The following is a 14,061-nucleotide window of genomic DNA, read 5'->3' on the forward strand; positions in this document are numbered from 1 at the left end:
CGTTTGTGCAGCGATTTATAAATTGCTTTAACAGGAAAGTGTGCCGATGTCCGATCACCTGCCCAGCGGCTTCAACAGGCCGGTTACCCGCCGCACAACCCTTCTGATGGGAGCCGCGGCCGGCCTCTCGGCTTTTGTCCCGGCGTTGTCGGCCTCGGCTGATGAGAGCACCGACAAAAGGCCTGAACTGCGCATCGCCGTTCAGATGAATCCGGTGTCGCAGGAGCCCGTCGATGCCGCCAGCAACGTCGCCTTCCGCAATAACTTTTCCATCCACGAGACGGTGCTTGCGCTCGACATGCGCGGCGACTTCTCCGTGAAGCCCAATCTCGCGACGTCCTGGACCTGGATTTCGCCGACCGTGCTCGAAATGAAGCTGCGCCCCGGCGTGATCTTCCATGATGGCCGCGAGATGACCGCTGATGACGTCGCCTTCTCCTTCGGGCCTGAGCGACTTTTGAACAAGGACGCGCCGGGCTATCCGACCTATCGCACCAATTTCACCAGCCTCGATCATGTCGAAGTTGTGGATTCGCTGACGGTCCGCTTTGTCACCAAGTTCCAGGACCCGATCTTCCTGCAGCGCCTCGCATCCTATGCGGCTGTCGTCATCAGCAAAGATGCCTGGCAGAAGAACGGCGGCAACTGGACGACCTGGCGGCAGAAGCCGGTCGGCGCCGGCCCCTACAAGGTCGAAAGCTATACGGTTAATGAGAGCGTCGTGCTGGCCGCTCACGATCAGGCCTATCGCGGCAAGCCGGCCGCCAAACGCGTGACCTTGCGCATCGTGCCCGAGGTTTCCTCGCGCATTGCCGGTCTGCTGGCCGGCGACTATGACATTGCAACGGACCTGCCGCCGGATCAGCTCTCGGTCGTCACAGCGAGCACCGATCACGAGATCGTCGGCGGCCCGGTGCCGAACAATCGCATTCTGTTCTTTGACAAGAACAATCCGGCGCTGAAGGACCCGCGCGTTCGCCAGGCACTCATCCTCGCCATCGATCGCCAGGCGATCGTCGACACGATCTGGAACGGTCGCACGAAGGTGCCGAACGGCCTGCAGTTCGAGCTCTACGGTCCGGTCTATCTCAAGGATTATCCTGCCTACAAATATGATCCGGACCAGGCCATGCAGCTCCTGAAGGATGCCGGCTACAATGGCGAGGAAATCGAGATCCGTTCGCAGAACAATTATTACACAGCGGAAAACCCGGTCACGCAGGCCGTTGTTGCAATGTGGCAGGCTGTCGGCGTCAATGCCAAGATGAAGTTCGTCGAATCCGGCAAGCTGTTTGAGAACTCGCCAACCCGCGCGACGGGCAACTGGTCGAGCACCGGCCAGGTCCCCGACCCCTATATCTCGTTCTTCACGCAGTTCAGCTCGGCCGGTAATCTGAGCTCGTTCAAGATCTGGCAGAATGCCGATTTCGATGCCCTCGGCGCCAAGATGGAGCAGGCAGTCGATCCGGCCGATCGCGCCAAGATCTTCCGCGACATGCTGCATCTGATCGAGTGGGAAGATCCGGGCGAGACCGTCCTGCATCAGAATGCCGTCTTCTTCGGCATTCGCAAGGGCATCAAGTGGCAGCCGTTGCCGGCCTTCCAGATGGATCTCGGCGCCGGCAGCCTTGCCTTCGAAGAGCAGAAGAGCTGAGCTGCTTCGCGATGGGCGTTCCCGTTCTTTCCGTCGACAATTTGAGTGTCTCGTTCAGAACGCGCGCCGGGCGGTTTCATCCGGTCAACAACGTGTCTTTCGACCTTGCCGAGGGCGAAATCCTCGGCATCGTCGGCGAGAGCGGATCGGGAAAGAGCCTCACCTGCCTGGCGCTTGCCGGTCTTCTCGGGCCGAGCGCCAGCGCCACGGGCTATATCTCCTTCCAGGATGCGATGTATGACGCGGCTGAGTTCGGCCCGCGGTCGCGGGTAAAGCTACCGCCCATCGGGCTGATCTTTCAGGAGCCCGTCTCCTGCCTCGATCCGGTGCGCACGATCGGCTCACAGATCGCCGAGGCGGCTGTCAGCGCCGGCATGTCCGCAAAGGAAGCCAGGGAAGAAGCGCTCCGGCTTCTGGCGGAAGTCGCCATTCCGCAACCCGAGACGCGTTACAACGCCTATCCCGCGCAATTTTCCGGCGGCATGTGTCAGCGCGTGATGATTGCCACGGCGCTTGCCATGCAGCCGCGACTGATCATCGCCGACGAGCCGACGACGGCGCTGGATGTCACCGTGCAGGCGCAGGTCGTCGCTCTCCTGGTCAAGGCGGTGCGCGAGCGTGGCATCCCCATGATCTTCATCAGCCACGATCTCGATCTCGTCTCGGAGGTTTGTGACCGTATCGCGGTCATGTATGCGGGGTCGCTGGTGGAGATCAATCGCACGGACGATCTATACGACAATCCACGCCATCCCTACACACGGCTGCTGCTGGAGGCCATGCCAGGACGGGGTAAGCCGCTGGAGAGGCTCGCGGATATCCCCGGTGAGTTGAAATTGCACGATGATCTGCCGCAGGCCTGCGCCTTCGCGCCTCGTTGTCCGCGCGCCGAGCCGAATTGCGCAACGATGGTCCCGCCGTTGATTGCCGGTGCGGCAGCACTTGCCTGCTTCAATCCATGGAGCTCCCATAATGCCTGACAAGCAGATGCCACCCGATGCGCAGATTGCTGGTGCGGCACTCGCCGCCCGCGATCTGCAGTTCTCCTATGCGCCGGGCTTTTCCTTTTGGCCGGGACGCGCCAGGGGATTTCATGCCATCAAGGATGTGAGCCTGGAATTGAAGCCCGGCGAGACCCTCGGCCTCGTCGGCGAGTCCGGTTGCGGCAAGTCCACGCTTGCCTCGTTGCTCTGCGGCGATCGTATGCCCACATCAGGCGAAATCACGCTGTTCGGCCAGTCTTTCAAGAGCCTGATGAAGCCGAACCGGCGTGGTCTGGCAAAACATCTGCAGGTCATTTCGCAGGATACGATGGGCGCGCTCGATCCGCGTCGGAGCGTTGGTCATCAGATGGTGGAAACGCTCACCATCCACGGCATAGGCTATCCGTCAAGCCGGCTCGATCGCGCGGCAGAAGTTTTCAAGGCCGTCAGCCTGCCGGTCTCTGCCTTGCAGAAATTTCCCCATCAGCTCTCCGGCGGTCAGCGCCAGCGCGTCGCCATCGCCCGTGCCCTCGTGGTCGAACCGCAAATTCTGCTCTGCGACGAGCCGGTCTCGGCGCTCGACGTTTCCGTGCAGGCGCAGGTACTGAACCTCCTGCTCGAATTGCAGCGGGCACGCGGCCTGTCGCTGCTCTTCATCAGCCATGACGTGCGGGTGGTCCGGCATGTCTCGCATCGTGTCGCGATCATGGAGGCGGGGCAGATCGTGGAAACCGGTCCCACGGAGGAAGTCTTCGCAAACCCGGTCCACCCCTATACCGCAAAACTCCTGTCGGCCGTTCCTCGCGGCCGGCGCAGCAGAGCGCGGCAGGCAGCGGCGATACTCGAAACGCTCTGAAGGAACAGGCAATGCTTCAATCCATCCTGCGGGCGTTTCTGCGAGCACTCGTGACGCTGTTCCTGGCGATGACCTTCACCTTCGTCATCTTGCGCGTCAGCGGCGACCCGCTGCATTCCCTGTTGCCTATCGAGACGCCGCCGGAAGTGGTGGTGCTGATGCGGCAGCAATGGGGTCTCGATCAGCCGCTCTACATCCAGTATTTCGCCTATCTCGGCCACCTTCTACGCGGCGACTTCGGCACATCGCTGCTGAACGGGCAGGATGCCCTTGCGCTGGTCATGTCGAAGGTTCCAGCCACGCTGGAATTGATGGGCGCTGCCTTGATACTGGCGTTCGGCGCCGGCGTGCCTTTCGGCATTCTGGCTGCACGCAACCGCGGCGGCCTGATCGACCGCTTTGTCATGGCGGTTGCGGTGCTGATGCATTCGCTGCCGAATTTTCTGATTGCCATCCTGCTCATTCAGCTTTTCGCCGTCTCCTTGCGGATCTTGCCGAGCGGCGGGGGATCGACGATGGCGCATCTCGTCATGCCCGTTCTGGTCATTGGTCTTTACAATGCCGGCATCATCGCCCGCTTCGTCCGCTCGAGCGTGCTGGAAGTGCTGGGCCAGCGCTTCATATTGGCAGCGCGCGCCAAGCGCATCGGCGAAAGTGCTCTTCTGTGGCGGCATATCATGCCGAATGCGGCCTTGCCGCTTCTGACCATGCTCGGCTTCCTTGTTGGTGGCATGATTGGCGGCGCGGCCGTGGTCGAGAGCGTCTATGCCTGGCCGGGTGTCGGCCGCTTTCTCGTCTCCTCCGTTGCGCAGCGCGATCTGAACATCGTGCAGACCATCGTGCTGCTCATTACCGCGACGATGGTGACTGCCAATCTCCTCATCGATTGTCTCTACATTCTAGCCGATCCGCGTCTGCGGCATCGCGCGTCGGCCTGATTGGCCGCTCGAAAGGTAAAAGCCATGGCTAATGCAGCGACCGGCGCCGATGCTTCCCCGAAGACCAGATCGGAGCGATCTTTTCGGCCCAGGCTTCGGTTCGATCTGATGACGGCCATATGCGCCATTATCCTTGTGGCCTTCATTATAGTTGCGGTCTTTGCAAATGTGCTTGCGCCTCATGGTTTTGCACAGATCGATCTTCATGCCCGCAAGGCGCCGCCGATCCTGTTTGGCGGCTCCTTCAAGCATATTCTCGGCACTGACGAGCTCGGCCGGGATATTCTGAGCCGCATCTTCTACGGCTTGCGCACCAGCCTGCTGATCGCGCTCGGCGCATCGGCGATCAGCCTGACGCTTGGCACCGTGCTGGGGTTGCTTGCCGCGTTCGGCCGAGGATTTGCCGATATGCTGATCCGCGTTGCAGTGGATTTTCAGGCATCGATGCCGTTCCTCATCATCGCGCTCGCCGTCCTCGCCTTCTTTGGCGACAATCTCTGGCTGTTCATGGCATTGCTCGGCCTGTACGGCTGGGAGCGTTACGCGCGATTGGTTCGGACCATGGCCGGGCTGGAACTCGAGCGCGGCTATGTCGCGGCGCTGAGACGAAATGGTGCAGGAACGGGGCGCATCGCCTTCCTGCACGTGCTGCCCAATATCCTCTCCGTCGTCCTCGTCAACCTAACGATCGTCCTGCCGGAGATCCTTTTGCAGGAATCGGCCCTGAGCTTCCTTGGCCTCGGCATCCAGCCGCCGCTCGTCAGCCTTGGCAGCATGGTCGGTGCAGGCCGCGATTATGTGATGACCGAATGGTGGATCGCGATCCTGCCGGGCATCGTGATCTTCATCCTGTCGCTGTCGATCAGCCTGATCGGCGACTATCTGCGCGACGTTCTCGACCCGACACTTCATTAGGTTGCTCCCGTAGAGAACCGACCCCAAGGAGACTTGCATTGCCTTTGCCCCTTCACGCTGCTCGTCATGGTTCGCTCCGCATTGCCGCTCACCGCGGCTTCAGCCGACGCTTCCCGGAAAACACCATTCTCGCCTTCCAGGAGGGTGTGAACGCAGGTGCCAACGAGTGCGAAATCGACCTCATGCTGACCCGCGACGACCAGATCGTCGTGGTCCACGACAGAACGCTCAATCGCACGACGAACGGCTTCGGCTTCGCTGCCGATCATGATCTCCAGCACATTCTTTCGCTCGATGCCGGTGCGAAATTCGATCCGCGTTTCGCCGGGACCCGTGTGCCGACGCTTGCCGATACGCTGCTGTGGGCCAAGCAAACGGATACTCGTCTCGCAATCGAAATGAAGGAACCGGAGCGTGCCGATCGCCTCATCGATCTCATGATCGCGACACTGCGGGAGCTCGATGTTTTTGAGCATGTCGCCATATCCTCCTTCGACCATCTTGACCTGTTGCGCGTGAAGGAGCTCGAGCCGCGCCTGCAGACGGAAGCGATCCTCCACCATCGTCCGGTAGACATTGTCGCCTCGATGCGTGCAGGGGGCATTGACGGCGTTTCGCTGGAACTGAACCGTTTTCATCGCACCGACGCCGAGGCGCTACAAGAAGCCGGCATTGCTGTGCGTTTGAGCCTGCCGTTGCCGGAAAAGCTTGCCATGTTCTGGCAGGGCGGCCGCGATCCGCTTCCTATGATTCGCAGCTGCATTCGGGATCGGTTGGTCGATGCCCTTATCGGCGATGACGTAGATTTCCTCCGCATGCTGGGCGCGAGCGCCTGAGAAGAGGGCATCAAGGGCGGATGGCTATCCGTCACAGGGCGGATAATCTTCTGTTGCTTCCTGATCCGGCACATCACTGTACTGTTCCCCATTTCGGCTTTTTTGCTTGGGTCTATGCAGGTCAAGGCACCCGGCGCGGCATTCCTCACGAAGGAGCGGTTGGGGCCTTGGTCCCTCTATGTCATATTATGACATTAGTGAAATTAGCGCCATTTTAAACTCTTTTGGATTGGCCTGGATCTCCACGGGCCGTGCGCTGAGCCGTAATTTGCAAGCGCGTGTGATGTTCAGTAGCGCCGAGCAATAACGCTCGACACCTCGCAAAATTCATATTATGTCATATGATATAGATCAACCTCATGGGAGAGATGCTCCGTGTATGTGGGAACGCAGGTCGAGGCGCGGGATGATGACGACTATCGCGTTTTCGCTCAATTGGGGGTGAAACATATTTGCGCGGACCCGCCGGGAAAGCCGGAAAGCTGGACCCTTTCCGATCTTGGGCGCGTGCGCGACAAGGTCGAGAGCTTCGGGCTGATTCTGGACATGATCCAGCTTCCCTTGCCGTCTCAGCCGATCGAGAAGGCGACCTATCCCGATATTCTGCTTGCCGGACCGGATCGTGATCGCCAGATCGATGCGGTCTGCAAGCTCATCGAAGATGTGGCGGCCGCGGGAATTCCTGCAGCAAAATACAACCTCAACCTCATCGGCATTCCACGCACGCCGGAAGAACCCGGACGCGGCGGTTCGATGAATGCGAGCTTCCGCTGGGACAAGGCGGACCACCAGGCTGCCCCCGGCCTTGCCGGCGTCCTGTCGGAGGACGAGAATTGGGAGCGCATCGACTATTTCCTCGAGCGCGTCGTGCCCGTGGCGGAGAGCAATCGCGTCCGTCTCGCCTGCCACCCGCATGATCCCTATACGCCGCCAGGCTATAGGGGCGTCACTCGTGTGCTTGGCTCAGTGGAAGGCTTGAAGAAATTCATGCTCATGCGGGAAAGCCCCTATCATGGGCTGAACTTCTGCCAGGGATCGGTCGGCGAGATGCTCGACAATCCGAGGGAGGAGATCGACGACATCATTCGCTGGTTCGGCACGCGCGGCAAACTCTTCAACGTCCATTTCCGCAACATTCGCGGCGGCAAGCTCTCCTTCATGGAGACTTTCCCGGATGAGGGCGACATGGACATGGTTCGTTCCGCGAAGGTCTACAAAGAGGTCGGCTATCAATACATGCTGATGCCCGATCATGTGCCGACCATCAGTGGCCGGGACCCGACCGGCGTCGCTTTCGCCTTCTGCTACGGCTACATCGCCGCCCTCATTCAGTCGCTCGAAGGCGCCTGAGAATCGTTGTCATACCAATCGACGATAGGATTCCAAGATGGACCCGATTGAACTGAAAAAGGCGGTTGGCAGCGGTCTGCTGTCCTTCCCGGTCACCCATTTCGACAGCGATCTCAAATTCGACGAGGCGAAATACCGCCGCCATGTCGAATGGCTGGCAGGCTATGATGCTGCAGCCCTTTTTGCGGCCGGCGGAACAGGTGAATTCTTCTCCCTCAATCCTGCCGAAATCCCGCAGGTTGTCCGCGCCGCGAAGGCATCCGCCGGCAATACGCCGATCATCTCCGGAGCAGGCTACGGCACGTCGCTTGCCGTCGAGATCGCCAAGTCGGCCGAGAAGGCCGGAGCCGATGGGGTGCTGCTTTTGCCGCCCTACCTCATGTCTTCGGAACAGGCGGGTCTCATCGCCCATGTCAAGGCGGTCTGCCAATCCGTGGGGATCGGGGTCATCATCTATAATCGGGACAATGCGGTGCTCAGCGCCGACAGCATCGCGCGGCTTGCCGACGAGTGTCCCAATCTCATCGGCTGCAAGGATGGGGTCGGCGATGTCGATAAGGTGATCGAGATCACGACGACCCTCAAGGACCGTCTTGTCTATGTCGGCGGCATGCCGACCCATGAAGTCTATGCCCAAGCCTATTTCGCTGCCGGTGTCACCACCTATTCCTCCGCCGTCTTCAACTTCATCCCCGCGCTGGCCCAGCGTTTTTACAGTGCGTTGCGGCGCGCAGACCAGGCAACGGTGGACGAAATCCTCACGGGCTTCTTCTTCCCCTTCGTCGCCCTGCGCAATCGAAAGAAAGGCTATGCGGTCTCGATTATCAAGGCCGGCTTGCACGTTCTCGGCAAAGATCCCGGCCCGGTGCGGCCACCATTGACTGATCTGACGCCGGAGGAGCTGTCAGCACTCGCCAAGATTATCGAGATGGCCAAGGCAGCTTAAACCGATAGCGCAATTCCAGGAAAAGTGCGCAGCGGTTTTCCGTTGGTAATTGCGGGAAAAGAGAGAGCGATTCAGAATTTCAGTGAGCTGTATCCCCCGGGCGAACAGTACGCTCCGGGCCGTTCGATCGTTATTCCGTCGCCCTCACCGGCGAGATGGTCACACCATAACTATGGCAACTACGGCCAAGGATCAGTCGCCATCGTGAACTTCGCAGGCTTTCACATCCCGTAACGATGCTTGTCACCTTGGCAAGAAACCCGCGCCGAAGCGGAACTGCTGCCATAAAGCTGCCGTTCTATCGCCAACACGTCGCCGCGCTATGACCTAATAGAAACCGTTTGAGCGCCACATTGCCGCCGGATCGTTCCTGAAACCTAACCGGCGGTGATATCAAAACGATATGTCACCCCTAGCTTTACGCCGTCAAAGAGGTGTTCCCCCCGCACGACTGAAGAGGAATTGAGATGATTGTTCGTCATATCCCCGCTGTATCGCTGACCGCCGCAGTCTTGAGCTTGATGGTTCTCGGCAACCAGGCCTTTGCGCAGCAAGCAACACAAGGGCAGCCACCTGCGCAAGCGCAGCAGCCCGACAGCAATGCTGCTGCTGCACCCGTCAGCGACCAGAAAATAGAGGCCTTTGCCGTCGCCTATCTCCAGGTGGACAAGATCAGGCAGGAATATTCGGCCAAGATCGGCGCAACGCAGGATCCAACTGCGAAGCAACAGCTCCAGACCGAGGCAAGCAAGCAGATGGTGCAAGCCGTCCAGACCTCGCCGGGCATGTCGGTGAACGAATATAACGCAATTCTGACGGCCGCAAAGAGTGATCCGGCGCTTGTGAAGAAAGTCCAGGACAAGATCCAGAAAGCCGAGCCTGCACAGCAATAGGCGGCGCACGATCTCCAGGTAGGTTGATCTCATGCCGCCGCCGCGCCAAGAGCTTCAATCTTGGCGCGGCGGCGGCCGTATTTTATGCCATTGTTTGAAAGCGGTCATTGCGGCTTACCGGGCCGTTGCTTTCAGCACGATTTTGCCGAGAGCTTCACCAGCATAGCGGTAGCTGAATAAATCACGACGGATTTCTAGGCGAAGTTGAGATGAGCAGCTAGGGCTATGCTGCGTTCGCAATCGCCGCTGCGAAGTCGCGATAGTTGTGCAGTGGACGACCCAAAATCGCGGTCAGCCGCTCGACATCGCCGATCTCGGGGATCATGCCGTCGCTGACATATCGTTCCGCCATCAGGCGCATCTCATAGGCGGTCCACTTTGGCATGAAGCTCGCCACGTTCTGCTCGAAGCCGCTCGGATCATCGCCGCCGTAGACAACCGGGCGGCCGAGCAGGTCCGACCAGATCTTGGCTACATCCGGGCCGGTCAGCGTGTCGGGGCCGACGAGGTTGATCGTCTCGATCGGCAGCTTGCCGGGAGCCTCGTCGCGGCGGATCAGCTCGATGGCGGCAACCTCGGCGATATCGCGGGCATCCACCATGGCAATACCCCTGCTGCCGATCGGCATCGGATAGACGCCGTGATTGAGGATGACGTCCTTGATCATCAGTTCATTGTCGATGAAGTAGGTCGCGCGCAGGATGGTGGCACTGAAGCCTATCTGCACGAGCATGCGCTCGGCGCCGAACTTGACGGCGAAATGCGGCACGTTCACCGCGCGATCGGCTTCGAACACAGAGAGATAGACGACGCGTTCGACGCCTGCCTCGCGGGCGATGTTGAGCGTGATGATCGCCTGGGCGAATTCATCGCCGGTAACGGCATTCAGCAGGAAGAGCGTGCTGACGCCATGGAAGGCGCTGCGCAGGGCATCAATGTCGAGCAGGTCGCCTTGGGCAACGTCGACGCCGGCCGGGACATTGGCCTTTGAAGGATCGCGGGTCAGCACGCGGACCTTTGCGCCGCGCTTGACGAGTTGATCGACGACATGGTGGCCGACACGGCCGGTGGCGCCTGTAACGAGAATGGTCATTGTGGTGACTCCGGTTGGGGTGTTCAGTTGACAGTCATCAATTTAATGATCCACATTGATCCCGATAGACGCTCTATTTGGACCCGCTGTCTCACTGGCGAAACATATGGACCTGCTCGCTCTCGCCGATTTCAATCTGGTCGCCCGCCACGGCGGGTTCGGAAGGGCCGCTCGCGCAGCCGGTCGTCCGAAGGCAACCTTGTCACGGCGCGTGGCCGAGCTGGAGGCAAGTCTCGACCTGCGCCTGTTCGAGCGCGGTGCACGGATGCTGAAGCTGACGGAGGAGGGGCGTGCACTCTTCGAGCGAACAGGCGCGCTGCTGACCGAGCTCGACGAAACGGCGAAGGCGATCGCTTCAGGTGGACATAGCCCCCGGGGCCGGTTGAGGATCAGCGCGCCCTTGCTGTTCTCGCAGACGGCGTTGGGAAAGCTTGCAGCAGGATTCGTCCGGAAATATCCCGAAGTTCAGCTTGAGATCACGACGGAAGACCGGGCCGTCGACATGATCGAGGAAGCCTATGATGTGGTCATTCGCGTGAATCCGGAGCCGGATGAAAGTCTTGTCGGCCGCGTCTTCCTGCATGATCGGCTTGTTGTCGTGGCAAGTCCCGACCTGCCGCGTCCAGCGGGCCGCAATGCCGTTCCCGCCGTCAGTCGTGGAGCGATGAACCAGGCCGAATCGTGGGAGGTGACGAGTTCAGCGGAAAAATTCAGCCTTGTGGCAAGGCCAGTCCTGAGTGTCTCCTCCTTCATCATGGTTCGCGATGCCGTCCGCGCTGGCGCGGGTGCGGCGCGTCTACCCCTATCGCTCGCCATTCCGGATCTGGCCATTGGCAGGCTGGTGAGTTGGGGTGAGGTGGAAGGATTTCAGACTGCCCTTTGGGCGCTATACCCGACGCGGCGGCTGCTCAGCGCCCGCGTGTCTGCATTTCTGGACTATCTTAAGGAAGCTTTTCCTCGGGGAACGCCTGAGGAGCTTGCGGCCTATATGGAATGACGGCCTATTGCCGAACCATAAAGCGGGAGCATGGCCTGGTGTTTGTCTGGCTGAGCGCCGATACCGCCGGGCGAAAGGACGTTGATCCAGATTGAAGCTAGCTGGGATCGCTGCAGCGCGAATGAATGCTTTCATTGCTCCGAGCCGTGGCAATCGAGGGCGCTTCCGATCGCTGCCATATCTGCAGTTCGAAAGCTACCCTCGATAATCGGAGCAGACGCTGTGATCTCGCCCGTCAGCTTTGAGCGAGCGCGGTCTGTTTGCCGCCGCGTGCTGCCATCACGATGGTTCCCGCAAGGCATGCCGCCCCAAGGAACGACATGACGCCCAGCGGCCCCTGCAGATCGATCAATACGCCGCCCAGGACCGCTCCGCTCGAAATAGCAACCTGGAAAGCGGTCAGAAGCAATGCTCCTGCGCTTTCAGCTTCGTCGGGAGCAGCCCGCGTGATGTAGCTCTGGATGGAGACGGGGAAGGCGCCGAAGGCGAAACCCCAAATGGCAACTCCGACAATCGCCGCGAGCTCGGATGCGCCCACGGTTACGAAGATAGCGGCGGCAACGGCGATCAGGCTCGATGAGAAGACGGTGCCAACAGCAGCGCTGCGCTCCGCGATCATGCCACCGACAATATTGCCGAAGAAACCACTGACGCCGTAGGCGAGGAGCACCAGCGACACCATCTCGACCTTGAGGTGGGCGATACCTTCCAGATACGGGCGAATATAAGTGAAGCCGGCAAAATGGCCTGCAACGATGAGAAGTGTCGTGATCAGACCCACCCGGATCTTAGGCCGCGTCAGAACGGCGCCGAGCGTTGACAAACCCGCGTGACCTGCCGGTGGTAGCGATGGCACGGTGACAGCCTGGGCAATCAATGCAAGCACGCCGACGGCTCCGGCCAGGACGAAGGAAGCTCTCCATCCAAGAGTCGACCCCACATAGGAGCCGAGCGGGGCTGCCGTGACGGTGGCGAGGGAGACGCCGGTAAAGATCATCGCCATCGCCCGTGGAAGATGTTCGATCGGGACCAGCCGCATTGCAAGCGCGCCGGCCATCGCCCAGAAACCGCCGAGCCCGACACCCAGCAGAACTCGTGATACGAGGAGTGAAATCAAATTGTTGGCGGTTGCCGCCAGGGCGCAGGAAAGGATCAAAAGAGCAGTCAGGCCAAACAGCACGCGGCGCCTATCGAAATTTCGCGTGGCTATGACGATACCGGGGCCTGCAAATGCAGCGACGACAGCCGTTACAGTCACCGTTTGGCCGGTCTCCCCAGCGGAGAGACCAAGATCGGAAGAGATCGGGGTGAGCAGGCTGGCCGGCAGAAATTCCGCCGTAACGAGACCGAAGACGCCGAGCGCCAGGGCGACGACGGCATCCCATCTGGGTCTGCTGGATGTCTCCGCCGTCGGTTGATTGTGAGGAGATGAAATGGGCTTGAAATTGCTCTCTGCCATGGGGGCGGTCCTATATTAAGATGTCTTGGCGCGCATTGATGCCATTGAGCGAAAAGGTAGTCGTGACAGTCTGTACTTTCCATGCTAGGAAATCCGAGATGCTTGACTATTCGTCCAAAGATAATGCCGGCGAGACTCATGATGCCCTGAGCGAGATGCTGAGGGGCTTGCGGCTTGATGGCGTTGAATATAGTCGCTGTCGACTCTCGGAGCCGTGGGCGACCTATTTTGCGCCGCAGTCGTCGGCGAGATTGCATTTCATTTCATCCGGCTCCGCCTGGCTTCAGGCGCCGTCAGGCGATTGGCTTCCGTTGGGAGCCGGCGATGCTGCGCTTCTGCCGCGTGGCAATGCGCATATGATTGCAAGCGAGCCAGGCCTTCCTCCTGTGCCTTTCGAGCAATTTGACCGCAAGGAAGTCTGCCGAGATGTCTTCGATCTCCAGTGCTCCGATGCCTGTGGGGGAACGGTGGCTTTGACTGCAGCGATGCGCTTCAATATTGACAACCTTCATCCGCTGCTGCGATTGATGCCCGACACCATGCTCACCAGCGATCTGGCCAAGAACGAGCCGGCGATTCCGCATTTGCTCGACGCCATGACGCGTGAAGTGCAGATGGATCGGGTTGGCGCGGGAGGCATACTGGCAAGACTTGCCGATGTCTTGACCGCAACATTGATCAGGACGTGGGTCGAACATGGCTGCGGCGATACCACCGGCTGGATTGCCGCGGTGCGCAATCCTGAAATCGGCCGGGTGCTGGCTGCAATTCACCTCGAGCCGGACCGTGACTGGAGCTTGGCGGCACTGGCGAACCTGATGGGCATCTCACGGTCGGGTTTCGCCGAGCGCTTCCTGAAGGTCGTGGGTGAAACGCCGGCGCGCTACGTGGCGAGGGTGCGCATGCATCAAGCTCTTCAATGGCTGCGCAATGGAATGCGCGTGTCCGTGGTCGCACAGAGATTGGGCTACGACGCCGAAGCATCGTTCAGCCGTGCCTTCAAGCGTATTATCGGTGCTCCACCGAGCCAGTTCCGCAATAGCAGCGTAGCTGAAACGAATTCGCACCCTGTGGATTGAAGCTCTCACCGTGCGTGCAGCAAAATAGGTGGCGTGACCGAATTTTGGCCCGAGGTTTTCAT

General features: G+C 60.0%; 13 protein-coding genes. 11 read left to right on the forward strand and 2 right to left on the reverse strand.

What is annotated here, in order from left to right:
* Positions 1 to 46 precede the first annotated feature (46 nt).
* The 9 genes from AC13RE_RS25745 (at position 47) to AC13RE_RS25785 (ending at position 9,371) form a co-directional block, all read left to right on the forward strand.
* Positions 47 to 1,654 (forward strand): ABC transporter substrate-binding protein, encoded by a 1,608-nt coding sequence (locus AC13RE_RS25745; protein WP_488565036.1) that lies wholly within the window; start codon positions 47 to 49, stop codon positions 1,652 to 1,654.
* A gap of 11 nt (positions 1,655 to 1,665) precedes the next feature.
* Complete coding sequence (locus tag AC13RE_RS25750) at positions 1,666 to 2,634, forward strand: ABC transporter ATP-binding protein (RefSeq protein ID WP_488565037.1); 969 nt, start codon at positions 1,666 to 1,668, stop codon at positions 2,632 to 2,634.
* Complete coding sequence (locus AC13RE_RS25755; protein ID WP_488565038.1) at positions 2,627 to 3,493, forward strand: ABC transporter ATP-binding protein; 867 nt, start codon at positions 2,627 to 2,629, stop codon at positions 3,491 to 3,493. The genes AC13RE_RS25750 and AC13RE_RS25755 overlap by 8 nt, the downstream gene beginning before the upstream one ends.
* Positions 3,494 to 3,504: 11 nt before the next feature.
* The gene (locus AC13RE_RS25760) at positions 3,505 to 4,431 is read left to right on the forward strand and encodes an ABC transporter permease (protein WP_488565039.1); all 927 of its coding nucleotides are present in this window, start codon (positions 3,505 to 3,507) and stop codon (positions 4,429 to 4,431) included.
* A gap of 24 nt (positions 4,432 to 4,455) precedes the next feature.
* Complete coding sequence (locus AC13RE_RS25765; RefSeq protein WP_488565040.1) at positions 4,456 to 5,346, forward strand: ABC transporter permease; 891 nt, start codon at positions 4,456 to 4,458, stop codon at positions 5,344 to 5,346.
* Between the two features lie 38 nt (positions 5,347 to 5,384).
* Complete coding sequence (locus tag AC13RE_RS25770; RefSeq protein WP_488565041.1) at positions 5,385 to 6,182, forward strand: glycerophosphodiester phosphodiesterase; 798 nt, start codon at positions 5,385 to 5,387, stop codon at positions 6,180 to 6,182.
* Positions 6,183 to 6,557: 375 nt separating this feature from the next.
* On the forward strand, positions 6,558 to 7,532 hold the full coding sequence (locus tag AC13RE_RS25775; RefSeq protein ID WP_488565042.1) for a mannonate dehydratase: 975 nt from the start codon (positions 6,558 to 6,560) through the stop codon (positions 7,530 to 7,532).
* Between the two features lie 37 nt (positions 7,533 to 7,569).
* Positions 7,570 to 8,478: a 5-dehydro-4-deoxyglucarate dehydratase gene (kdgD, locus tag AC13RE_RS25780; protein ID WP_488482105.1), complete on the forward strand. Its 909-nt coding sequence runs from the start codon at positions 7,570 to 7,572 to the stop codon at positions 8,476 to 8,478.
* Between the two features lie 467 nt (positions 8,479 to 8,945).
* A complete protein-coding gene (locus AC13RE_RS25785) occupies positions 8,946 to 9,371 on the forward strand; it encodes a DUF4168 domain-containing protein (RefSeq protein ID WP_132720400.1) in 426 nt (141 codons plus the stop codon).
* Between the two features lie 223 nt (positions 9,372 to 9,594).
* On the opposite strand, the gene AC13RE_RS25790 is transcribed toward AC13RE_RS25785, so the two are convergent.
* Positions 9,595 to 10,464, reverse strand: coding sequence for an SDR family oxidoreductase (locus AC13RE_RS25790; protein WP_488565043.1), 870 nt, complete (start codon positions 10,462 to 10,464; stop codon positions 9,595 to 9,597).
* 106 nt (positions 10,465 to 10,570) lie between these two features.
* On the opposite strand from AC13RE_RS25790, the gene AC13RE_RS25795 reads away from it, so the two are divergent.
* Complete coding sequence (locus AC13RE_RS25795; protein WP_488482107.1) at positions 10,571 to 11,461, forward strand: LysR family transcriptional regulator; 891 nt, start codon at positions 10,571 to 10,573, stop codon at positions 11,459 to 11,461.
* 235 nt (positions 11,462 to 11,696) lie between these two features.
* On the opposite strand, the gene AC13RE_RS25800 is transcribed toward AC13RE_RS25795, so the two are convergent.
* On the reverse strand, positions 11,697 to 12,920 hold the full coding sequence (locus AC13RE_RS25800; RefSeq protein WP_488565044.1) for an MFS transporter: 1,224 nt from the start codon (positions 12,918 to 12,920) through the stop codon (positions 11,697 to 11,699).
* A 98-nt stretch (positions 12,921 to 13,018) separates the two neighbouring features.
* On the opposite strand from AC13RE_RS25800, the gene AC13RE_RS25805 reads away from it, so the two are divergent.
* The gene (locus tag AC13RE_RS25805) at positions 13,019 to 13,999 is read left to right on the forward strand and encodes an AraC family transcriptional regulator (protein ID WP_488565070.1); all 981 of its coding nucleotides are present in this window, start codon (positions 13,019 to 13,021) and stop codon (positions 13,997 to 13,999) included.
* Positions 14,000 to 14,061 lie beyond the last annotated feature (62 nt).

Source organism: Martinezella sp. CNPSo 3959, assembly GCF_057784355.1.